Annotated in this window: 19 protein-coding genes; 12 read left to right on the top strand and 7 right to left on the bottom strand. The window is 63.2% G+C overall.

Translation table 11 applies throughout. From position 1 onward, the window contains the following. Nucleotides 1-34 precede the first annotated feature (34 nt). From ugpB to PIN31009_RS20710, 8 genes are all read left to right on the top strand, one after another. Nucleotides 35-1,366 carry a sn-glycerol-3-phosphate ABC transporter substrate-binding protein UgpB gene (ugpB, locus tag PIN31009_RS20745; protein WP_150686055.1) on the top strand — a complete coding sequence of 444 codons (1,332 nt, stop codon included), beginning with the start codon at nucleotides 35-37 and terminating at the stop codon, nucleotides 1,364-1,366. 138 nt (nucleotides 1,367-1,504) lie between these two features. Then, a complete protein-coding gene (gene ugpA / locus PIN31009_RS20740; protein ID WP_150686054.1) occupies nucleotides 1,505-2,401 on the top strand; it encodes a sn-glycerol-3-phosphate ABC transporter permease UgpA in 897 nt (298 codons plus the stop codon). Then, on the top strand, nucleotides 2,398-3,243 hold the full coding sequence (gene ugpE, locus PIN31009_RS20735) for a sn-glycerol-3-phosphate ABC transporter permease UgpE (RefSeq protein ID WP_058375725.1): 846 nt from the start codon (nucleotides 2,398-2,400) through the stop codon (nucleotides 3,241-3,243). The genes ugpA and ugpE overlap by 4 nt, the downstream gene beginning before the upstream one ends. A gap of 2 nt (nucleotides 3,244-3,245) precedes the next feature. Continuing rightward, a complete protein-coding gene (locus tag PIN31009_RS20730) occupies nucleotides 3,246-4,343 on the top strand; it encodes a sn-glycerol-3-phosphate import ATP-binding protein UgpC (protein ID WP_058375726.1) in 1,098 nt (365 codons plus the stop codon). Then, nucleotides 4,340-5,119: a glycerophosphodiester phosphodiesterase gene (gene ugpQ, locus PIN31009_RS20725; RefSeq protein ID WP_150791447.1), complete on the top strand. Its 780-nt coding sequence runs from the start codon at nucleotides 4,340-4,342 to the stop codon at nucleotides 5,117-5,119. The genes PIN31009_RS20730 and ugpQ overlap by 4 nt, the downstream gene beginning before the upstream one ends. A gap of 164 nt (nucleotides 5,120-5,283) precedes the next feature. Beyond that, on the top strand, nucleotides 5,284-5,883 hold the full coding sequence (locus PIN31009_RS20720) for a Maf family protein (RefSeq protein ID WP_087691445.1): 600 nt from the start codon (nucleotides 5,284-5,286) through the stop codon (nucleotides 5,881-5,883). Nucleotides 5,884-5,925: 42 nt separating this feature from the next. Then, on the top strand, nucleotides 5,926-7,395 hold the full coding sequence (rng, locus tag PIN31009_RS20715; RefSeq protein WP_058375729.1) for a ribonuclease G: 1,470 nt from the start codon (nucleotides 5,926-5,928) through the stop codon (nucleotides 7,393-7,395). 25 nt (nucleotides 7,396-7,420) lie between these two features. After that, nucleotides 7,421-8,659: a cation diffusion facilitator family transporter gene (locus PIN31009_RS20710; RefSeq protein WP_150791446.1), complete on the top strand. Its 1,239-nt coding sequence runs from the start codon at nucleotides 7,421-7,423 to the stop codon at nucleotides 8,657-8,659. A gap of 87 nt (nucleotides 8,660-8,746) precedes the next feature. Here PIN31009_RS20710 and rfbC read toward each other — a convergent pair whose 3' ends face one another. The 5 genes from rfbC to msbA all read right to left on the bottom strand — a co-directional run bounded on the left by rfbC (nucleotide 8,747) and on the right by msbA (nucleotide 13,699). Then, the gene (gene rfbC, locus PIN31009_RS20705; RefSeq protein WP_150686052.1) at nucleotides 8,747-9,295 is read right to left on the bottom strand and encodes a dTDP-4-dehydrorhamnose 3,5-epimerase; all 549 of its coding nucleotides are present in this window, start codon (nucleotides 9,293-9,295) and stop codon (nucleotides 8,747-8,749) included. A 68-nt stretch (nucleotides 9,296-9,363) separates the two neighbouring features. Continuing rightward, nucleotides 9,364-10,251, bottom strand: a complete 888-nt coding sequence (gene rfbA / locus PIN31009_RS20700) for a glucose-1-phosphate thymidylyltransferase RfbA (protein WP_217426818.1) — start codon at nucleotides 10,249-10,251, stop codon at nucleotides 9,364-9,366. Between the two features lie 13 nt (nucleotides 10,252-10,264). Further along, a complete protein-coding gene (gene rfbB / locus PIN31009_RS20695) occupies nucleotides 10,265-11,323 on the bottom strand; it encodes a dTDP-glucose 4,6-dehydratase (protein ID WP_150686051.1) in 1,059 nt (352 codons plus the stop codon). Between the two features lie 27 nt (nucleotides 11,324-11,350). Continuing rightward, nucleotides 11,351-11,935, bottom strand: coding sequence for a peroxidase-related enzyme (locus PIN31009_RS20690; protein WP_150791445.1), 585 nt, complete (start codon nucleotides 11,933-11,935; stop codon nucleotides 11,351-11,353). A 15-nt stretch (nucleotides 11,936-11,950) separates the two neighbouring features. Then, nucleotides 11,951-13,699, bottom strand: a complete 1,749-nt coding sequence (gene msbA / locus PIN31009_RS20685) for a lipid A export permease/ATP-binding protein MsbA (protein ID WP_150686049.1) — start codon at nucleotides 13,697-13,699, stop codon at nucleotides 11,951-11,953. Between the two features lie 162 nt (nucleotides 13,700-13,861). Here msbA and recQ point away from each other — a divergent pair, with 162 nt between their 5' ends. Next, the gene (gene recQ, locus PIN31009_RS20680) at nucleotides 13,862-15,667 is read left to right on the top strand and encodes a DNA helicase RecQ (protein ID WP_217426817.1); all 1,806 of its coding nucleotides are present in this window, start codon (nucleotides 13,862-13,864) and stop codon (nucleotides 15,665-15,667) included. Nucleotides 15,668-15,692: 25 nt separating this feature from the next. Continuing rightward, nucleotides 15,693-16,496, top strand: a complete 804-nt coding sequence (locus PIN31009_RS20675) for a glycosyltransferase family 2 protein (protein ID WP_425495502.1) — start codon at nucleotides 15,693-15,695, stop codon at nucleotides 16,494-16,496. A gap of 66 nt (nucleotides 16,497-16,562) precedes the next feature. Here PIN31009_RS20675 and PIN31009_RS20670 read toward each other — a convergent pair whose 3' ends face one another. Together PIN31009_RS20670 and dnaE are read right to left on the bottom strand one after the other, a co-directional pair. Next, entirely contained in the window at nucleotides 16,563-17,414 is an 852-nt protein-coding gene (locus PIN31009_RS20670; protein WP_150686047.1) for a glycosyltransferase family 2 protein, read from the bottom strand. A gap of 109 nt (nucleotides 17,415-17,523) precedes the next feature. Next, nucleotides 17,524-21,141: a DNA polymerase III subunit alpha gene (gene dnaE, locus PIN31009_RS20665; protein WP_150791444.1), complete on the bottom strand. Its 3,618-nt coding sequence runs from the start codon at nucleotides 21,139-21,141 to the stop codon at nucleotides 17,524-17,526. A gap of 228 nt (nucleotides 21,142-21,369) precedes the next feature. On the opposite strand from dnaE, the gene PIN31009_RS20660 reads away from it, so the two are divergent. After that, complete coding sequence (locus PIN31009_RS20660; protein ID WP_150791443.1) at nucleotides 21,370-22,254, top strand: sulfurtransferase; 885 nt, start codon at nucleotides 21,370-21,372, stop codon at nucleotides 22,252-22,254. 9 nt (nucleotides 22,255-22,263) lie between these two features. Continuing rightward, nucleotides 22,264-23,202 carry a tRNA glutamyl-Q(34) synthetase GluQRS gene (gluQRS, locus tag PIN31009_RS20655; protein ID WP_150791442.1) on the top strand — a complete coding sequence of 313 codons (939 nt, stop codon included), beginning with the start codon at nucleotides 22,264-22,266 and terminating at the stop codon, nucleotides 23,200-23,202. The last annotated feature ends 7 nt before the right edge of the window (nucleotides 23,203-23,209 follow it).

The following is a 23,209-nucleotide window of genomic DNA, read 5'->3' as shown; positions in this document are numbered from 1 at the left end:
AGACAAGACTTCTCGTGAACCACCGGAGATTGGCATGAAGCAACCTTCCCTGCGCACGCTCGCCCTGGCCGGCGTCGGTGCGGCCCTGGCACTCGGCATGAGCACGTCGGCACTGGCCGCCACTGAGATCCAGTTCTGGCACTCGATGGAATCGGCACTTGGCGAGCGCGTCAACCAGATCGCCAACGATTTCAACGCCTCGCAAAGCGATTACAAGATCGTTCCGATCTACAAGGGCAACTACGAGCAGGGCCTGGCCGCAGGCATCGCTGCTTTCCGTGCCGGCAACGCCCCCGCAATTTTGCAGGTGTACGAAGTGGGTACGGCCACGATGATGCAGGCCCAGAAGGCTGTGAAGCCGGTCTGGCAAGTCATGAAGGACGCCGGCGAGCCGTTCGACGAATCGGCTTTCGTGCCGACCGTGGCCAGCTACTACGCCGACAGCAAGACCAATCACCTCGTGTCGATGCCGTTCAACAGCTCGACCCCGGTGCTGTACTACAACAAAGACGCCTTCAAGAAGGCGGGCCTCGATCCGAACACCCCGCCCAAGACGTGGGCCGATGTGAAGGCCGACGCCACCAAGCTCAAGGCCGCCGGACTGTCGTGCGGTTTCACGATGGGCTGGCAGAGCTGGACGCAGCTCGAGAACTACAGCGCATGGCAAGCCCTGCCGTTCGCGACGAAGAACAACGGCTTCGACGGTCTTGATGCCAAGCTGGTCTTCAACGGTCCGCAGCAAACCAAGCACATCCAGTTCCTCGCCGACATGGCCAAGGAAGGCACGTTCACGTATGTGGGCCGCAAGGATGAAGTGACCTCGAAGTTCTACAGCGGCGACTGCGGTATCGCGATGACCACCTCGGGCGCACTCGCCAACATCGCCAAGTACGCCAAGTTCAGCTACGGCGTGGGCATGATGCCGTACGACGCGGACGTGAAGGGTGCCCCGCAGAACGCCATCATCGGTGGCGCCAGCCTGTGGGTGCTCGCCGGCAAGTCGTCGGCCGAGTACAAGGGCGTGGCCAAGTTCCTGAACTACCTCACCTCGCCGGCCGTGGCCGCGAAGTGGCACCAGGACACGGGCTACCTGCCGGTCACCAAGGCCGCCTACGAACTGACCGAGAAGCAAGGCTTCTACGCGAAGAACCCGGGCGCCGACATGGCCATCAAGCAGATGCTCAACAAGCCGCCTCTGCCGTTCACCCGTGGCCTGCGTCTGGGCAACATGCCGCAGATCCGTACGGTGATCGACGAAGAACTCGAAGGCGTGTGGAGCGGCAAGCAAACGCCGAAGGCCGCGCTGGATAAGGCGGTGGCCCGTGGCGACGACCTGCTGCGCCGCTTCGAAAAGTCGGGAAGCTAAGCGCTACCCCGCACACGGCACTGACAGCGATGCACGCGTATTTCGTGCATCGGCGAATGTGACCGTGACGTTACAATGACGCCACCCGGCCCGCCCATGCGGGCCGGGTTGGCGTTTTTTTCATTGGTTCAAATCGTTATGGCGCACAACTCAAGAGAACGCCCTCGCTTCGGTACCGGCTGGCTGCCCTACGCGCTCGTCGCTCCGCAGCTGCTCATTACCGTCGTGTTCTTTCTGTGGCCCGCGGGCGAGGCCCTGTGGCAATCGACATCGACGCAGGACGCGTTCGGGCTTTCCAGCCAGTTCGTCGGCTTCGACAACTTCTCCGCGCTCTGGAGCGACCCGCTCTATCTCGCGTCGTTTCGTACCACGATGATTTTCAGCGGTCTGGTGACCGTGTGCGGGCTGGTGATCTCGCTGTTGCTCGCCGCCATGGCCGATCGCGTCACGCGCGGCAAGCGCGTGTACCAGACACTGCTCATTTGGCCGTACGCGGTCGCCCCGGCGATTGCGGCGGTGTTGTGGGCCTTCCTGTTCAACCCGAGTATCGGCCTCGTGACCTACGGGCTCGGCAAACTCGGTGTGGAATGGAACCACGCGCTGAACGGCGGTCAGGCGATGTTCCTGGTCGTGCTCGCGTCGATCTGGAAGCAGATCAGCTACAACTTCCTGTTCTTCTACGCCGGCTTGCAGGCAATTCCGCGCTCGCTGGTCGAAGCCGCGGCCATCGACGGTGCCGGTCCGGTGCGGCGTTTCTTCGGGTTAGTGCTGCCGCTGATCTCGCCGACCACGTTCTTCCTGCTCGTGGTGAACCTCGTGTACTCGTTCTTCGACACCTTCCCGGTGATCGATGCCGCCACCGGCGGCGGCCCCGGCCAGTCGACCATGACGCTCATCTACAAGATCTACTCGGAAGGATTCAAGGGGCTCGACCTCGGTAGCTCGGCTGCCCAGTCGGTGGTGCTGATGGCAATCGTCATCGTGCTCACGGTCGTGCAGTTCCGCTTCATCGAACGCAAGGTGCAATACGCATGATCGAGAACCGTCGCGGCCTGGACATCTTCTGCCACGTCATGCTGGTGATCGGCGTGCTGCTGGTGGTCTTTCCGCTCTACGTGGCGTTCGTCGCCGCCACGATGAACGAGCGCGAAATTTTCAACGTGCCTCTGTCGCTCATTCCGAGCACGCACCTGCTGGATAACCTCAGCACGGTGTGGGGCCGGGGCACGGGCGATTCGGCGATGCCGTTCGGCCTGATGCTCGGCAACAGCCTGCTGATGGCACTGGTCATCACGATCGGCAAGATCTCGGTGTCGATCCTGTCGGCCTTCGCCATCGTGTATTTCCGCTTCCCGCTGCGCAACCTGTTCTTCTGGCTGATCTTCGTCACGCTGATGCTGCCGGTGGAAGTGCGTATTTTCCCGACGGTGCAGGTGATCTCGAGCCTCGGGCTCATCAACAGTTACGTCGGTCTGACGGTGCCGCTGATCGCATCGGCCACTGCCACGTTCCTGTTCCGGCAGTTTTTCATGACGCTGCCCGATGAACTCGTGGAAGCGGCGCGCATCGATGGCGCCGGCCCGATGCGCTTCTTCGTGGATGTGGTGCTGCCGCTCTCGAAGACGAACATCGCGGCGCTCTTCGTCATCACCTTCATCTATGGCTGGAATCAGTACCTGTGGCCGATTCTGGTGACCAACGCCCCGTCGATGACGACGGCCGTGGTGGGCATCAAGAGCATGATCGGCAGCGGGGATACCGCCACGCAATGGCAGCTCGTGATGAGCGCCACGCTACTCGCGATGCTCCCGCCGCTCGCTGTGGTGCTGCTCATGCAGCGTTGGTTCGTGCGCGGTCTGGTCGATTCGGAAAAGTAATCATGGCAAATCTCAAACTCCATAGCGTCAAGAAAACCTACGACCAGACGAACTACATCCTGCACGGTGTCGACATCGACATTCAGGACGGCGAATTCGTGGTCATCGTCGGCCCGTCGGGCTGCGGCAAGTCGACCCTGCTGCGCATGGTGGCCGGTCTCGAATCGGTCAGCGAAGGCAGCATCCTGATCGGCTCGCAAGTCGTGAATAAACTGGAACCGAAGGATCGCAACATCGCGATGGTGTTCCAGAACTACGCGCTGTATCCGCACATGGACGTGCGTCAGAACATGTCGTACGGCCTGAAGATTCGCGGCATCGACAAGAAGACCATCGACGAGCGCGTCATGGCGGCTGCGAAGATTCTGGAACTCGAACCGCTGCTCGCGCGCCGTCCGCGCGAACTCTCGGGCGGTCAGCGCCAGCGCGTGGCCATGGGCCGCGCCATCGTGCGCGAGCCGGCCGTGTTCCTGTTCGACGAGCCGCTCTCGAATCTGGACGCGAAGCTGCGCGTGCAGATGCGTCTGGAAATCCAGCGCCTGCATCGCCGCCTGAAGACGACCAGCTTGTACGTCACGCACGATCAGGTCGAAGCCATGACGCTCGCCGATCGCGTGATCGTGATGAACAAGGGCTACGCGGAGCAGATCGGCACGCCTTCGGACGTGTACGAGCGCCCGGCGTCGTTGTTTGTCGCCAGCTTCATGGGCTCGCCCGCGATGAACCTGCTCAAGGGCCGTGTGGATACGGAAGGCCGCTCGTTCCAAGTGGACGGCGGCGGCCCATCGCTGCGCCTGCCGCCCACGAGCATGGCGCACGCCAATCGCGAACTGGTGCTGGGCGTGCGTCCTGAGCATCTGGTGCCGGCGGAACAGCCGAACGGCATCGGCGCATTCGCGGCGCAAACGAATGTCATGGTCGATCAGCTCGAACTGCTGGGTGCCGATAATCTGGCGCACGGCCGCTGGGGCGATCAGCACATCACCGTGCGTTTGCCGCACGAGCTGCGTCCGGCGGCAGGCACGGTGGTGCCGCTGGCCATCTCGGCAAAGGCACTCCACCTGTTCGATCCGTCCACCGGCAAGCGAGTCGAAGCATGAGCGAAAGCGCAACGCCTTCTCATTTGTGGCGCGCGTGGCCGTACCCGCGCATCGTGTCTCATCGGGGGGGCGGCAAACTGGCCCCCGAGAACACACTGGCGGCGTTCGAGACGGGCGCCTCGCTCGGCCTGCAAATGGTCGAGTTCGACGCCAAGCTCTCGGCGGATAACGTCGTTTTTCTGCTGCACGACGATACGGTCGATCGCACCAGCAACGGCCACGGTGCCGCCGCGCAGATGACCTACGACGAGATCGCGAAGCTCGACGCCGGCGCCTGGTTCGACGAGCGCTTTGCCGGGCAGGTGATGCCCACGCTGGCGCAGGTGGCTGAGCGCTGTCAGGCGCTCGGTCTCGCCGCCAACGTTGAGATCAAGCCGTGTCCGGGGCGGGAAGTCGAGACGGGCACGCTCGTCGCACAGGCTGTGCAAGCGCTGTGGCCTGCACACGGCCTGCCGCCGCTTCTCTCGTCGTTCTCTTACGAAGCCATCGAAGCCGCCGCCAAGGCCGCCCCCGAGTTGCCCCGTGGGATGCTCTACGAAGCCGTGCCGGCCCACTGGCGCGACGACGCGAAGGCGCTTGCCACCGTGTCGCTGCACGCCAGCCATAAGCACCTCGACGGCCCGCAAGTCGCCGAGATCAAGGCCGCCGGGCTGCAAATGCTGGTCTATACGGTCAACGACCCGGCCCGTGCCCGGGAACTGGCTGCTTGGGGCGTCGATGCCATCTGCACCGATCGTATCGACCTGATCGGCGCTGATTTTCTCGCCGACGCCTGAAGATCGGCGGTTGGGGTGAGGGGGTCTCTCTCCCCCTGAAACTGGCGGGCGGGGGCGCAAGGCGGCATAATAGGGCGTTCCCTTCGCCCAGCCTACCAAGCGGCCCGGTGCAGCCCGAATTCCCTTTCGAGCGCCGGGCTGGACGATTTCAAGCCAAGCCGCCCATGCCGTATATCTATCTCGCTTCGCAAAGTCCCCGCCGTCAGGAGCTGCTGCACCAACTCGGTGTGCGTTTCGAACTGCTGCTCCCCTCCGCCGACGAAGACGCCGAAGCGCTCGAAGCCGTCCTGCCCGGGGAACCGCCCGACAATTACGTCCAGCGCGTGACCCGCGCGAAAGCCGAAGCTGCCATCGCCCGGCTCGCCCGCGCCGGCCTGCCCGACGCCCCTATCCTCGCCGCCGATACCACGGTCTGCCTCGACGGCACGATCCTCGGCAAGCCGTTCGACGACGCCGATGCGCGTGCGGTTCTCTCGCGCCTCTCTGGTACGCGCCACCGTGTGCTCACCGCCGTGGCGGTGTGTACGGGGGATCAGATTCGTCAGGCGGTGAATATCTCGCATGTCTGGTTCCGGCCGCTGCGCACGGAAGAAATCGAACGTTACGTCGCGTCGGGCGAAGCCATGGGCAAAGCCGGCGCTTACGGTATTCAAGGCAAGGCCGCCGAATTCGTCATGCGCATCGACGGCAGCTATTCCGGCATCATGGGCCTGCCGCTCTGCGAAACCGCTGCGCTGCTGCGACAAGCGGGCGTCGACTTCTGACGCGTACCGAATTCCCAAGAATTTGAGTCTGGTCGACACTTTATGAACGAAGACATTCTGGTCAACATCACGCCGCAAGAGACGCGCGTAGCGCTCATGCAAATCGGCGCGGTGCAGGAGCTGCACATCGAGCGCACGCTGTCACGTGGCCTCGTGGGCAACATCTATCTGGGCAAAGTCGTGCGGGTATTGCCCGGCATGCAATCGGCATTCATCGATATCGGTCTGGAGCGCGCCGCGTTCCTGCACGTGGCCGATATCTGGCATCCCCGCACGAGCAACGATACGTCGGTGCCGCACCCGCAACCGCCCATCGAGAAGACGGTGTTCGAGGGCCAGACGCTGATGGTGCAGGTCATCAAGGACCCGATCGGCACGAAAGGCGCACGGCTGTCGACGCAGGTGAGCATCGCCGGGCGCACGCTGGTGTATCTGCCGCAAGAGCCGCATATCGGCATCTCGCAGCGCATCGAGAGCGAAGCGGAGCGCGAGGCACTGCGCAGCAAGATTCAGGCGCTGGTGCCCGCTGACGAAAAAGGCGGCTTCATCGTGCGCACGATCGCGGAAGACGCGGCCGATGCCGAGCTGGCCAACGACATCGCCTATCTGCGCAAGTCGTGGCAGACCATCGGCGAGCAGAGCACCCGCGTGCCGGCGCCCTCGCTGCTGTATCAGGATCTGAATCTGGCCCAGCGCGTGCTGCGCGACTTCGTGCACGAGGAAACCGGCAAGATTCTGGTCGACTCGCGCGAAACGTTCCAGAAACTCGCCGACTTTGCCGCCATTTACACGCCCGCCGTGCTGAGCAAGCTCACGCACTACACGGGCGAGCGGCCGCTGTTCGACTTGTACAACGTGGAAACGGAAATCGAGCGCGCGCTTTCGCGCCGCGTGGATCTCAAGTCGGGCGGGTATCTGATGATCGATCAGACCGAAGCGATGACGACGATCGACGTGAACACCGGCGGCTATGTCGGTGCGCGCAACTTCGACGACACGATCTTCAAGACGAATCTGGAAGCGGCGCTGATGATCGCGCGCCAGCTGCGCCTGCGCAATCTGGGCGGCATCATCATCATCGACTTCATCGACATGGAAAGCGCCGATCATCGCGACTCGGTGCTCGCTGAGCTGAAGAAGGCGCTGTCGCGCGATCGCACGCGCATTACGGTGAACGGCTTCTCGCAACTCGGACTGGTGGAGATGACGCGCAAGCGCACGCGCGAATCGCTGGCCCACGTGCTGTGCGAGCCGTGTGCAATTTGTCAGGGCAAGGGGCAGGTGAAGACGCCGCGCACGCTGTGCTACGACATCCTGCGCGAAATTCTGCGTGAGTCGCGTCAGTTCAATCCGCGCGAATTCCGTCTGATCGCTTCGCAGGAAGTGGTGGACCTGTTCCTCGAAGAGGAATCGCAACACCTCGCCATGCTAATCGACTTCATCGGCAAGCCGATTTCGTTGCAGGTGGAGTCGTCGTTCCACCAAGATCAGTACGACATCATCCTGATGTAATCACCCTCGCGCGCATCGCTCTCCCATGCCCTACTCCAACTACGACAATCTGGCGGCATCCAGCGAAGCGCTCGACAAGCACGCGGTCGCGCGACATTCGACTTGGGTCAGTATCTGGGTCAATGTCGTGCTCACCACGGCGCAGATCGTGATCGGCATCTTCGCCCGCTCGCAAGCGTTGATTGCCGACGGTATTCACTCGTTCTCAGACATCGTCTCGGACTTTGTGGTGCTGGCCGCCGCACGCGGCAGCGCCCGGGCACCGGACGCCGATCACCCCTACGGGCACAGCCGCTACGAGAACGCCGCCTCGCTCTTTCTCGGCGCCATTCTGCTGGTGGTCGGTGCGGGCATGCTATGGCGCGGCGTCGAGCGCTTGCTTCACCCGGAAGAGATCCCGGAAGTTCACGCCATCGCGCTGGCCGTGGCCGTGCTCGTACTGGTCTGCAAGGAAGGGCTTTTTCGCTACATGCTTCGCGCAGCACAGCGCGTGCGTTCGGCGATGCTCGTCGCCAACGCATGGCACGCGCGCTCCGACGCGCTCTCGTCGCTGGTGGTGGCCTGCGGCATTCTGGGCAATCTGGCCGGCTACCGCCTGCTCGATCCGCTCGCGGCAGCGCTCGTCGGCCTGATGATCGGCCGCACGGGCTGGAAGTTCGGCTGGAACGCGCTGCAAGACCTGATCGACCGTGGCGTGGACGACGCCACGATGGTCACTATCCGCCAGCATCTGCTGAATACGCCGGGCGTGCGCGCCATCGACATGCTGCGCACGCGTCGCATGGGCGACGAAATCGTGGTCGACGTGCATGTGCTCGTCGACGCACGGCTGTCGGTATCGGAAGGTCACTACATCGCGGAACAGGCACGGGCAGCCGTGATGAACGTGCCGCAAATTCTCGATGTGCTCGTGCACGTCGATCCCGAGAGCGATACGAAAGGCACTGCCTTGCAGCAATGGCCGGCCCGCGCGGCGATCGTCGCCGCCGCTGAAGTGCTTTGCCGGGCGAACGCGTTGGCGCTGCACGACGTGAAGCTGCATTACATCAATAACGGGCTGGAAGCCGACGTGATCGTGGAAGGGCTGCATGAACCGGCAGCGTCCGCACTGCCGGCAGAACAAGGCGACGCCTGTGGCGAATACGCCTCGCAAACGGTCGCCGATGCGCTCGCGGCGCGGTTTGGGCTGCGTCACGTAAGAGTGCTGCGCGTCACGGGCGAAACTACCACCGTGTTGTCGACGGCGCCGACCGAGCCTGTATAGCGCAAACCGGCAAACCGGCAGACGCGTGAAAAACAAAAACGGCGCTTCATCAGCGCCGTTTTTCATGCCATCGCCAACACCACAAGCTCAGTCTTCGTGCTTGTAGTCGGCGAACAGCATGCCTTGCTTGTCCTTGTCCGACACGGCCGGCGTGATGCCGTCGAGCGGCCAGGGAATGGCCAGCGACGGGTCGTCCCAGCGGATGCAGCGCTCGAACTGCGGCGCCCAGTAGTCGGTCGTCTTGTAGAGCACTTCGGCGTGTTCCGACGTCACGACAAAGCCGTGTGCAAAGCCTGCGGGCACCCACAACTGCTTGTTGTTCTCAGCGCTCAGCACTTCGGCAACGTACTTGCCGAAGGTCGGTGACCCTTCGCGGATATCGACGGCCACATCGTAGATCTCGCCCTGCAACACGCGCACAAGCTTGCCCTGCGGTTGCTTGACCTGATAGTGCAGGCCGCGCAGCACGCCGCGCGCCGAGCGCGACTGGTTGTCCTGCACGAACGAGAACGTACCGCCCAGCGCCTCGTTAAAGTTACGCTGGTTGAAGCTTTCGAAGAAATAACCGCGCGAGTCGCCGAACACCTTGGGTTCGATGACGCACACGGCCGGAATGGCGGTCGGGGTCACTTTCATAACGGTTACCGGTAAATATCAAGAGACGGCAGCGAACGGGCGCACGGCCCGTTCGACACTCAAGCAATTCAGAACACGCGCTCGCGCAACATCGCCAGCAGGTACTGGCCGTAGCCGTTCTTCGCCAGCGGTTGCGCCAACGCTTCGATCGCGGCGGCATCGATCCAGCCGCGACGGAAGGCGATCTCCTCCGGGCAAGCCACTTTCAGGCCCTGACGGCTTTCGATCGTCTGGATGAAGGTGCTCGCCTCGAGCATCGACTCATGCGTGCCGGTGTCGAGCCACGCGTAACCGCGTCCCATGATCTGCACGTTCAGCTTGCCGCGACGCAGATACTCGTTGTTGACGTCGGTAATTTCCAGCTCGCCGCGCGGCGACGGCTTGATCGAGCGGGCGATGTCGATGACGTCGTTGTCGCAGAAATACAGGCCGGTCACGGCGTAGCGCGACTTCGGCTCTTTCGGCTTCTCGACGAGTTCGATGGCCTTGCCGCTGTCATCGAACGTCACCACGCCATAGCGCTCGGGGTCATGCACCGGATAAGCGAACACCGACGCGCCGTCGGTCTGCTCGTTCGCCGCCGACAGCAGGCCCGCAAAGTCGTGCCCGTAGAACAGGTTGTCGCCAAGCACCAGCGCGCACGGATCGTTGCCGATGAAGTCCGCACCGATCAGGAAGGCCTGCGCGAGACCGTCCGGCGAAGGCTGCACGGCGTACTGAAGATTCAGGCCCCATTGGCTGCCGTCGCCGAGCAACTGCTCGAAGCGCGGCGTGTCCTGCGGGGTCGAAATGATCAGGATGTCGCGAATGCCCGCCAGCATCAGCGTGCTGAGCGGGTAGTAGATCATCGGCTTGTCGTACACCGGCAGCAACTGCTTCGAGACGGCCAGCGTGGCCGGATACAGTCGCGTGCCGGAGCCGCCGGCGAGAATGATGCCCTTACGTTTGATGCCCATACGTGCCTCGCTCTTATTTCTGATAATGCGTTTCGATCCAGCGCTGATACTCGCCCGACAGCACCTGACGCACCCATTCGCCATTGGCGAGGTACCACTGCACCGTCTTGCGCATGCCGGTCTCGAAGGTTTCGGCCGGACGCCAGCCCAGTTCGCGCTCGAGCTTGCGGGCATCGATGGCGTAACGGCGGTCATGGCCCGGGCGGTCGGTCACGAAGGTGATCTGATCGACATACGACTTGCCGTCAGCGCGCGGCGACAATTCGTCGAGCAGCGTGCACAGATGCTTCACCACCGACAGGTTGTTCTGTTCGTTCCAGCCGCCCACGTTGTAGACCTCGCCCAACGCGCCCTTGGCAAGCACTTCGCGAATCGCCGAGCAGTGGTCGCCGACGTACAGCCAGTCGCGCACGTTGCTGCCGTCGCCGTAAATCGGCAGCGGCTTACCGGCGAGCGCATTGGCGATCACCAGCGGAATCAGCTTTTCGGGGAATTGGTACGGACCGTAGTTGTTCGAGCAATTCGTCGTGAGCACCGGCATGCCATAGGTGTGGTGATACGCACGCACCAGATGGTCGGAACCGGCCTTGGACGCCGAGTACGGGCTGTTGGGCGCGTACGGCGTAGTCTCGGTGAACGCCGGGTCGGTCGGGCTCAGCGAGCCATAGACTTCGTCGGTCGACACGTGCAGGAAACGGAACGCGTCGCGGGCGTCGCCTTCGAGCGTGCCCCAATAGGCGCGCGCGGCTTCGAGCATGGTGAACGTGCCGACGATGTTGGTTTGCACGAACTCACCCGGACCATGAATCGAGCGGTCGACGTGGCTTTCGGCCGCGAAATGCAGCACGGCGCGCGGACGATGCTCGGCGTAGAGCCGGTCGAGCGCAGCGCGATCGCAAATGTCGACCTGCGCGAAACGATGACGCGCATCGTGTTCGAGACTCGCCAGATTGGCCAGATTGCCGGCGTAGGTGAGTTTGTCGATGGTCACCACCGGCTCGTCGTTTTGCGCCAGCCAGTCGAGAACGAAATTTGCACCGATAAATCCGGCGCCGCCAGTCACGAAGATCATGAGTATCGAGAGTTGAGAGAAGTAGATTTAGCGGGTGCGCGGCACGCGCCCCATCAAGAAGAATTCGTCGTTCGGCCGCATGGACACCGCATTCGCAATGCGGTTGGACATGCCGAAAAACGCCGTGATCGCCGCAATATCCCAGATGTCCTCGTCGTCGAGGCCATGGCCGCGCAACTCGGCGTAATCCTGATCGCCCACTTCGTGAGCGCGTTCGCAAACCTTCATCGCGTACGTGAGGATGGCCTTCTGACGCGGCGTCAGGTCGGCTTTCAGATAGTTGACGGCGACCTGATCGGCCAGCAACGGCTGCTTTTCATAAATACGCACCAGCGCGCCGTGCGCCACCACGCAGTACAGGCACTGGTTGGCGGCACTCGTGACCACCACGATCATTTCGCGCTCGCCCTTGCTGAGGTTGCCCTCTTTGAGCATGAGGGCGTCGTGATACGCGAAAAACGCGCGAAACTCGTCGGGACGATGCGCCAGCGCCAGAAACACGTTCGGAATGAAGCCCGCCTTTTCCTGCACTTCGTCGATACGCGCCCGAATGTCCGCCGGCAGGCTCGCCAGTTCGGGCACAGGAAAACGACTGATCGGTGGCTGGCTCATCGCAATCTCCTCGAATTAAGCGACTTCCTGCGCGTATTGAATGCGGTGCAAATGCGCGTAGAGGCCATTATGCGCCAGCAGCGCTTGGTGGGAGCCCTGCTCCACGATGCGGCCGTGCTCCAGCACGACGATGCGATCGGCGCGCTCGATGGTCGACAACCGGTGCGCAATCACCAGCGTGGTGCGGCCTTCCATCAGCACTTCGAGCGCGGCCTGCACATGACGTTCCGACTCCGAGTCGAGGGCGGACGTCGCCTCGTCGAGAATCAGGATCGGTGCATCCTTGTAGATCGCGCGCGCAATCGCGAGACGCTGACGCTGACCGCCCGACAGACGCATACCGTTGTCGCCCACGAGGGTCTCGACGCCGTCCGGCATGGCCGCGACAGCATCGATCAGATTCGCTGCCCGTAGCGCCGCTTCGACGCGCGGCGTATCGATTTCCTGCCCATAGGCGACGTTCGCGGCGATGGTGTCGTTGAAGAGCACCACGTCCTGACTCACGAACGCGATCTGACGGCGCAGATCGGCCAGCCGCAGGTCGCTGAGGGGAATATCGTCAAGCAGAATGCGCCCGCCGGTCGGATCGAAGAAACGCGGCACCAGATTGACCAGCGTGGTCTTGCCGCTCCCCGACGGGCCCACCAGCGCTACCATTTCGCCCGGCGCGACATCGAGCGAAATACGGTCGAGCGTCGGGCGATCGCTCGCGCCGTAGTGGAAACTCACCTGATCGAACGTCACGCGGCCCTTGGCGCGATCGAGCGTGCGCTCACCGCCGCTGGGCTCGATTTCGACGTCCATCACTTCGAAGATGAGTTCGGCGGCCGTCATGCCGCGTTGCAGCGGCTGGTTCACGTCCATCAGGTGTTTAAGCGGCGAGACCACCAGCAGCAGCGCCGTGACGAACGCCGTGAAGCCGCCGACGGTCATTTCGCCCGACGACGATTCGATCATCGCCACCGTAATCACGATCGCCAGCGCCAGCGATGCCAGCGCCTGTGTCACCGGCTGCGCGAGGCCGCCCGAGACCGTCACGCGCATGGCATAGCCGCGCAGCGTGCTCGTCATCTTGTCGAAACGCGACTTTTCGTACGCTTCGCCGTTATGAATCTTCACGACCTTGTAGCCGCCGACCGCCTCTTCCACCACGTACGACAACTTGTTGGTGAGGGTTTGCTGCTCGCGGTTCAGGCGGCGCAGACGGCGGTTGATCTTGCCGACTAGCCAGCCGATGAGCGGCAGAATGACGGCCACGACGAGCGTGAGGCGCCAGTTCAGATAGAACAGGTAGCCGAGCAGGCCGATCACGGTGAGCGAATCGCGCACGAGCGTGATCAGCACGGTGGTCAGCACGCCGAGCACCTGATTGACTTCGTAGACGATGGCGTTGATCAGCGTGCTGGTGGTCTCACGCTGGAAGTAGGCCGCCGGCGCATGCAGCAGGCGCTCGAACATGCGCACGCGCAGGTCGAGCAGCACGCGGTTGGAGACCCACGAAAGCATGTAGTTGGCGGCGTACTGCGCCAGACCACGGATGACGGCTAGGCCGATCACGGCGGTCGGCACGTACCAGAGCTTCCACGGATCGCCGCCGGAGAAGCCCTTATCGAGCACCGGCTTGAGCACGGCCGGAATGGCCGCCTCGGTCGCCGCGACCATGGCCATGGCGAGCACGGCCAGCAGGCCCATGTGCCAGTAAGGCTGGAGATAGCCCAGCAGACGTCGCAGGATCGGTCCGGAAGGCGGGTGCGGTGCGCTCATGTATTGGGGGACGGCGGAAAAACCGCTATTCTAACGTACCGGCCTGCCCCGCCGGGACTCGTCTGCCCCGGTATCGGACGCCTCCGGAAAATTCCTCGGAAAGCGGCCTATTCCAGCCCTCTCGCACGCCTGCCCGGGATGGGAACCGGTATACTCCCGCCCATGGCAAGCGCACTCGAAGTTCTCCGTACCGTATTCGGCTATAACGCATTCCGTGGCGATCAAGCCGCGATCGTCGACCATGTGGCCGGCGGTGGCGATGCGCTCGTGCTCATGCCCACCGGCGGCGGCAAGTCGCTGTGCTACCAGATTCCCGCGCTGCTGCGCCCGGGACTCGGCATCGTCGTCTCCCCGCTCATCGCGCTCATGCAGGATCAAGTCGATGCGTTGCTGCAAGCGGGCGTGCGCGCGGCCTATCTCAATTCCAGCCTTAGCTTCGACGAAGCCGTCGATACCGAGCGGCGCGCTGCACGCGGCGAACTCGATCTGCTCTATGTCGCGCCGGAACGGCTGCTGACCGATCGTTTTCTCGACCTGCTCGACCGGCTCGACGAGCGCGGGCAACTGGCGCTCTTCGCCATCGACGAAGCGCACTGCGTGTCGCAGTGGGGGCATGATTTCCGGCCGGAATACATTCAGCTCTCGGCGCTGCACGAGCGTTACCCGAGTGTGCCGCGTATCGCCCTCACGGCCACGGCCGACGCGGCGACACGCGAGGAAATTCAGACCCGGCTGGGTCTTACCGAAGCGCATCTGTTCGTCTCGAGCTTCGACCGGCCGAATATCCGCTACGAAATTGTCGACCGCGATAACCCGCGCAAGCAATTACTGACGTTTTTGGGGCGGCATCGCGGCGAGGCCGGGATCGTCTACTGCCTGTCGCGCAAGAAAGTGGAAGAAACCGCTGCGTGGCTGGAGACGCAAGGCATTCCGGCCCTGCCTTATCACGCGGGTCTGGACGCCGACGTGCGCCGCACCCACCAGCAACGATTTCTGCGTGAAGAAGGGCTGGTGATGTCGGCGACGGTCGCCTTCGGCATGGGCATCGATAAGCCCGACGTGCGCTTTGTCGCCCATCTGGACTTGCCCAAGAGTCTCGAAGCCTACTATCAGGAAACCGGCCGGGCGGGCCGGGACGGCGAGCCGGCTGAGGCGTGGATGGCCTACGGGCTGAACGACGTGGTGGTGCACCGCAGCCGGATCGACGAATCGAACGCGCCGGATCTGCAAAAGCGCATCGAGCGCCAGAAGCTCGACGCCCTGCTCGGCTATTGCGAAGCCCCGCGCTGCCGCCGCACCGTGCTGCTGTCGTACTTCGGCGAGACCAGCGAGCCATGCGGTAACTGCGACGTGTGCCTGAACCCGCCGGAAGTCTTCGATGGCACGATTGCGGCGCAAAAGGCGCTGTCGGCCATTCTGCGCACCGGTCAACGCTTCGGTGCCGGCCATCTGGTCGATCTGCTGCGCGGGCGTAGCACTGACAAGATGCGTCAATTTGGCCATGAGAGCCTGCCGACGTTTGGCGTTGGGGGGGAACTGGACGATCAGGGCTGGCGTGCGGTGTTCCGTCAGTTGATCGCCCACGGCCTGATCGAGCCGGACAGCAGCCAATACGGTGCGCTGATTCTGAATGCTTCAGCGCGGCCGGTGCTCAAGGGGGAAACGACGCTGTCGCTGCGCCGCCAGCGCGCCGTCGCCAGCAAGAAGAGCCGCTTTGCCGGCTATGCCTCACCGGCCATCGAGCTGGACCCAGCCGATCAACAGTTGTTCGACAAGCTGCGCGCGTGGCGGCAGGACATGGCGAAAACGCAGGCAGTGCCCGCGTACGTTATTCTTCACGACCGGACGCTGCGAGAACTGGCGCAGCGCCGCCCGCGTCACCGCGATGGTCTGGTAGACATCACCGGTCTGGGCGAAGCCAAGATCGAGCGCTATGGCGAAGCGCTGGTCGAGTTGCTGAACGCCTGAGCGTCTGAACGCCTGAACCTTCGACATGACTGAAGCCCATTCGACCTTGCCGAGTGCACCGAATCTGCCCTCGTCACCGCAGCGCCTGCCGCTGACCGTGACGATTCTGACGCGCAACGAGCGGCACAACATTGCCGAGTGCATCGCGTCGGTCCGGGCACTGGCATCGCAAATCGTGGTGTTGGATAACGCCAGCACGGACGGCACCGCGGACATCGCCCGCGACGCGGGTGCCGAGGTGCATGTCACCCCCGACTGGCCGGGCTTCGGGCCGCAGAAGAACCGCGCGCTGTCGTTTGCGACCCAGCCTTGGGTGCTCTCGCTCGATGCCGACGAACGCATCACGCCGGCGCTGGCCGCCGACATCGCCGCGGCCATCGCATCGAACCGTCACGCGGGCTATCGCATGCCCCGCCTGTCGCAGTTTCTCGGCCACTGGGTGCGCCATTGCGGGTGGTATCCGGACTATGTGCTGCGGCTGTTCCGCCGCGACGCCGGGCGCTTCTCCGACAACCTCGTGCACGAGCGTGTGATCGTGGAAGGCGAGATCGGCACGTTGCCCAATCATCTGCTGCACTACAGCTACACCGAAGCGCGGCAGGTCGAGGACAAGGTGCAGCGTTATGCCAAGGCAGGTGCGAAGGAAATGGCATTGCGTGGCAAGAAAGTCTCGGCACTCAAACCATGGATCAACGGCGGATGGGCCTTTGTGCGCACCTTTGTGCTGCGTCGAGGCTTTCTGGATGGCGCCACGGGCGCCGCGATTGCGCGCATGAACGCGCGCAGCGCTTTCCTGAAGTACGCGTTGTTGAGGCGCGGTGACGCTTGAATACGGGCGTTGCCAATGAAAAAAGGACGCGATGACGCGTCCTTTTTTGTTTGATCGACCCGAGCTTTACTTCGCGAGCGCTCGCTTGATGCGCGAACGGAACATCTGCCAACGCAGTTGGCCGTCGTCGACGGGCTCCCCCACCGAACCATCGCTGCCGGCGGGCACGACCTTGCCGCGACGCAGATAGTAGCGGTCGAAGATCTTCTGGGTCATGCCCCACTTACGCAGAAACTGCGTGCGGCCGTCATTCTTCACGACCTTGCCCGTGCTCTTGCACTGGAAGTGATAGACGAGACTCGCCCCCACGCCGATGAACTTGCGGCAACCCGCTGCCCACAGTTTCATCGAGAAATCGTTGTCGCTGCTCATGCCCGGGCTCAGTTCTGTGCTGTAACCGCCCACGAGGAACCACCAGTCGCGATGCACCAGCGTCGGCGGCCACGTGGCGCCGAACCAGTCCGCCTTCTGATACGTCGGCACCGCCGCGAGCAGCGCCGCCTCGTCGAAGGTATCGACTTCGCGCCCAAAATCCGTCACGAGCACGCACGGATTGCCGGTGTCCACCGGCTCGATCATCGTGCCTGAAAGCATGAACGCCTTGTCCGGCATCGCCTCGGCGCGTTCGATCAGCGCAGTATCCCAACCCGGGCAGCAGTACATGTCGTCGTTCAGGTAGACGATGTACTTCTCCCGCGCGAGCGCCGCCGCCTGATTCACGGCGTAACAGATCCCGATGTTGTCCGGCGAAGCCGTGTGGTCGAGTCCCTCGGCGCGCACCCAGTCCAGCGTGCCGTCGGAACCATCGTTCACGTGAACGATGATCTGATGCGGCATGCCCGAGTTCTGGCGAATGCTGCGCACACAAAGTTGCAGCAGCGCGAGGTTGTTCCACGTCGGAACGATGATGGAAAACATCCGGAAATTCCTTGTTGATCAGGCCAATCGGGCAGGCTCGGTTACGTGGTCAGGTCGCTCAGACAGACGCTCACTCAGGTAGCTCACTCAGGTCGCTCACTCAGGTCGCTCAATAAACGATCTGGACCGAGTCGGGGGTAAGCCACTGACGAAGCTCGCCCAACAGCTCATCGCCGGGCTGCACCTTCCAGTCGTCCCCGAGACGCGACTCGCATTCGGCGTCGGTACGGCGGTAGACGATGTGCACGGGCAAACCCGTCGGCTTATCGTCGTCACCATTGCCATTCCCGTTGCGCCGGCCGAAGCCACCGCCTCCACCACCGCCATTGCCCCCCTTGAAGCCGCCACCACCGCCGCCGCCAAAGCCCCCGCCCCCGCCACCACCTCCACCACCGGATCCGGCGCCAGCGGTTGCCGTCACGCGATACATCGTGCAGTGCGGTTGCAGCGTGGCGCGCAGACGCGTCCAGTCGGCATTGCCGTTGAACGACAGCTTGAGCGCGCGCGCAAAGCGGGCACGCGCACGGCCGAGGTCCATCAGACTTTCCGTGGTGAAACGAAGCCCGCCGGTGAAGCTGTCGGGTCGCGCACTGCCGTGCACGATCAGCAATTCGTCTTCCTTGAACAGTTGCTTGTTGGCTTCGAACTGCTCGTTAAAGATCGTCACTTCGAGCGTGCCGGACCCATCGTCGAGCTGCGCAATCACCATCTTGCCGCGCTGCGTCATCATCGTGCGCAGACTTGCGATCACGCCGGCCACCAGACGGTCACGCCCTTCGCTCAGATCCTTGATGCGCGTGCGCACAAAGCGGCGCACCTCTTCGGCATAAGAATCGAACATGTGGCCCGACAGGTAGAAGCCGAGCGCCTGCTTTTCTTCCTGAAGCTTTCGTTTGTCGGTCCAAGCCGGCTCGTCGGCCAACTCCAGCGGTGCCTGCAAGCTCTCATCGCCCAGATCGAACAGACTGACCTGATTGGCTGCCGCACTCGCCTGCTCGGCCGCTTCCATGGCCATGGGCACCGACGCCATCAATTGCGCACGGTTATCGTGAATGGTGTCGAACGCTCCGGCACGGATCAGCGCTTCGATCGTGCGGCGATTCACCATGCGGCGATCGATACGCTGGCAGAAATCGAACAGATCGGTGAACGGCCGTTCTTCGCGGGCCCGCAGAATCTCTTCAATGGCCGACTGACCGCTTCCCTTGATCGCGCCAAGACCGTAGCGCACAGTCTTCGAGTCAGCAGGCTCGAAACGGTAGGCGGAGACATTCACGTCCGGCGGCAGCACCGCCAGACCGTTGGTCAGGCAGTCTTCATAAAGAATCTTGACCTTGTCCGTATCGTCCATGGCCAAGCTCATATTGGCCGCCATGAATTCGGCAGGGTGGTGCGCCTTGAGCCAAGCCGTGTAATACGCGAGCAGGGCGTAAGCCGCCGCGTGCGACTTGTTGAAGCCGTAGCCTGCGAACTTCTCCATCAAGTCGAAGATTTCGTCGGCCTTCTCAGCCGTCAGCCCGTTCTTGTCCGCGCCCTCGCGGAACAAGCCACGGTGCATGGCCATTTCTTCGGCCTTCTTCTTGCCCATCGCGCGACGCAGCAAGTCGGCGCCACCGAGCGAGTAACCGCCGATGATCTGCGCCATCTGCATCACCTGCTCCTGATAGACCATGATGCCGTAGGTCTCCTGGAGCACCGGCTCGACGCGCGGATCCGGATATTCCACCTTCTCGCGGCCGTGCTTACGCGCGCAGAAGCTCGGAATCAGGTCCATCGGGCCCGGCCGGTACAACGCCACCAGCGCAATGATGTCTTCGAAGCGGTCGGGCTGGGCGTCTTTCAACATGCCCTGCATGCCCCGGCTTTCCAGCTGGAACACGGCCACCGTATTGGCCTTTTTGAGAATGCTGAAGGCGGCCGGGTCGGTCAGCGAGACCTGCTCGAGCGACCAGTCCGCCATCTCCGGATGCAGGCGCTTGATGTAGCGCTCCGCCCAGTTCAGGATCGTGAGCGTGGTCAGGCCCAAGAAGTCGAACTTCACCAGCCCGACGGCTTCCACGTCGTCCTTGTCGTACTGGCTCACGACGCCGCTCGCGTCTTCGCCGACACCCTGCGTGTACAACGGGCAGAAATCGGTGAGCTTGCCCGGGGCGATCAACACGCCCCCGGCGTGCATCCCGACGTTACGCGTGAGGCCTTCCACACGCTGCGCCAGTTCGAGCAACTGTTTGACTTCGTCTTCCGTGTTGAAACGCTCGGCCAGTTGCGGCTCTTCCTTCATCGCATCGTCGAGCGTGACGAGTTTGCCCGGCTTGAACGGAATGAGCTTGGCGACACCGTCGACGAAGTTGTAGCCGAGATCGAGCACGCGCCCGACGTCGCGCACCGCCGCCTTGGCCGCCATCGAGCCGAAGGTCGCGATCTGCGAGACGGCGTCCGCGCCGTACTTCTCTTTCACGTACTGAATGACGCGGTCGCGCCCATCCTGACAGAAGTCGATGTCGAAGTCGGGCATCGAGACGCGTTCCGGATTCAGGAAGCGCTCGAACAGCAGGTTGTACTTCAGCGGGTCAAGGTCGGTAATGCCCAGCGCATACGCGACGAGCGAACCGGCGCCCGAACCCCGGCCCGGACCGACCGGTACGCCGTTGTTCTTGGCCCACTGGATAAAGTCCGCCACGATCAAGAAGTAGCCCGGGAAGCCCATCTTGATGATCGTGCCGGTCTCGAAATCGAGCCGCTTGTAATACTCGGGCCGCTGCGCGTCACGCTCCGCCGCATCGGGGAAGAGCTGCCCCAGACGCATTTCCAGCCCTTCTTTCGACAACTGCACGAGATAGTCGTCGAGCGACATGCCGTCCGGCGTCGGGAACAGCGGCAGCTTCGGCTTGCCGAGTTCGAGCGTGAGGTTGCAACGCTTGGCGATCTCGACGGAATTGGCAATCGCGGACGGCACATCCTCGAACGCGGCGATCATGTCGTCCTGCGTGCGGAAGCTCTGGTCCTGCGTGAAACGGCGCACCCGGCGCGCATTGCCGAGAATTTCACCTTCCGAAATACAAACGCGCGCTTCGTGCGCGGTGAAATCGTCACCGGTCATGAACTGGATCGGATGCGTAGCGACGACCGGCAGCCCGACTTTCGCCGCTAGCTGCACCGCCTGCTGCACATACGTTTCCATGCCAGCCTGACCGGTGCGTTGCAGTTCGATATAGAACGCCCCCGGAAACACCGTCGCCCAATGCTGCGCGCACTGCGCCGCCAGATCGGGATTACCGGCTGCCAACGCGGCACCGATGTCCCCCATCTGCCCGCCGGAAATCGCCAGCAGGCCCCGCGCGAAGCCATCGGGTTCGAGCCACGCCGGGTCGATTTCTGCACGTCCGCGCCACTGGTTGCCGAGCCATGCCTTTGAGAGCAACTGGCACAGGTTCAGATAACCTTCCTTGTCGCGCGCGAGCAGCAACAATCGCGACGGCTTGTCGCGATCGGCCGCATTGGTAATCCAGGCGTCGCAGCCGATGATCGGCTTGACGCCCTTGCCGCGGGCTTCTTTGTAGAAACGGATGGCACCGAACATGTTCGCGAGGTCGGTGAGCGCGAGCGCGCCCTGCCCGTCCTTGGCCGCGGCTTTGACGACGTCGTCAAGGCGCACGATGCCATCGGCGATCGAGTATTCGGAGTGGAGGCGGAGGTGGACGAAACGAGGTTCTGACATGGGCCGTATTGTAACGCGGCGGCTCCGGATTTCGCGCGCAGTGTCCCCGCACCGGTGGCATATCTGCGCTTTTCGGACGGCACCGGCCAGCCGCTCGGAATTTGCCGTATCCGGCGCGGGGGCATCGTCCGATTCATCGCGATATCAGCGACTTATGGGGTGAAATCAAAGTGCCTTCGGGCCAGATCGGCGATAATGGCGGTTTATTGCTTCACGCTTTTGCGAAACTCTGTTGCCATGTCTATCGTCAACATCGCCGCGTACAAGTTCGTCTCGCTCGACGACATCGCAACACTGCGCCCTGCGCTGCTCGAACACTGTCAGGCGCTCGACCTGAAAGGCACGATTCTGCTGGCCCCGGAAGGGATCAACCTGTTTCTGGCCGGTTCGCGCGAATCGATCGACGCGTTCCTCGCCCGGTTGCGCGCCGACGCCCGCTTCGCCGACCTCGCGGTCAAGGAGAGTCTCTCCGAGGAACAGCCGTTCCGCCGCATGCTGGTCCGCGCCAAGAAAGAAATCATCACGATGAAGATGCCGGTCATCAAGCCGGCAGACGGGCGCGCGCCCGGTGTCGAACCCGCCACGCTCAAGCGCTGGCTGGACGCGGGACAGGACGACGAAGGCCGCCCGGTCGTGATGCTCGACACCCGCAACGACTTCGAAGTGGACGTCGGCACGTTCGATAACGCGGTCGACTATCGCCTGACCAAATTCTCCGAATTTCCGGACGTCATCGCGGCCCATCGCGAAGACTTCGAAGGCAAGACCATCGTGTCGTTCTGCACGGGCGGCATTCGCTGCGAAAAAGCCGCCATCTACATGCGCGACATCGGGCTGGAACACACGTATCAGCTCGACGGCGGCATTCTCAAGTACTTTGAGGATGTCGGCGGCGCCCACTATCAGGGCGACTGCTTCGTGTTCGATTACCGCACGGCACTGACCCCCGACCTCGCGCCGGCGGGCACCGTGCAGTGCTTCGCGTGCCGCGCCGTCGTCACGCCCGAAGCCCAGCAAAGCCCGGACTATGTCGAAGGCGAGCATTGCCCGGCGTGCGTTGGCGGGAAAAGCGCGACGCCTGCCGCGCGTGCTGAACGCGCAGCCCCGTCCATCGCGGACTGAGGCACGCCGGTGACGCCGACTTCGTCACACGACCCGGCACGCGTCGAATCAGGTCAAACGCGGCGCTATCGCGGCCGCTTCGCGCCGTCCCCGACCGGTCCGCTGCATCGCGGCTCGCTGGTCACGGCGCTGGCGAGCTGGCTCGATGCCCGCGCGCACGACGGCGTGTGGATCGTGCGCATGGAAGATCTGGACGAGCCACGTTGCATTCCGGGCGCGGCTGACGACATTCTCGCAACGCTCACCCGGCTGGGCCTTCACAGCGATGAACCGATCGTCTGGCAAAGCCAGCGGCATGCGGTGTACGAGGACGCACTCGCTTCATTGACAGCGTCGGGTCTCGTGTACCCCTGCGGCTGCACCCGGCGGGAAATTGCCGACTCGCTCACCCGCGAACATGCCCGCCACAGCACGCTGGCCTATCCGGGCACCTGTCGCGATGGCCTGCACGGCAAGCCCGCGCGGGCGTGGCGACTGCGCGTGCCGGATGGCAACGCGGCGTGCATCGATTTCGATGATCGCTGGATGGGCCCGCAGTCGCAGGATCTCGCCACCGAAGTCGGCGATTTTGTGCTCAAGCGCGCCGACGGCCAGTGGGCGTATCAGTTGGCCGTGGTGGTCGATGACGAAGCGCAGCACATTACCGATGTCGTTCGCGGCACCGATCTGCTCGACTCCACCGCCCGCCAGATCTACCTTCAGCAATGCCTTGGCGCTGCCACGCCGCGCTATCTGCATGTGCCGCTTGTGATGGCCGACGATGGCGAGAAGCTGAGCAAGCAGAATGGCGCAGCGGCGCTATCGCTCGATTCCGATGAGGCCGTGCTTGCGGCGCTTCAGGACGCGGCCACGCATCTCGGCCTGCCCGCCGTCCTGAGTCGCACGACGCATCGTGAAGATTTCTTCGCGGCGGCAACACAGGCTTGGCGGGAACAGCACGGCGACTGATCGCCAT

It is taken from the genome of Pandoraea iniqua, from assembly GCF_902459685.1.
Taxonomy (GTDB): domain Bacteria; phylum Pseudomonadota; class Gammaproteobacteria; order Burkholderiales; family Burkholderiaceae; genus Pandoraea; species Pandoraea iniqua.
Note: the sequence above shows the minus strand (reverse complement) of the source record. Positions and strands in the feature narration are given on the sequence as shown.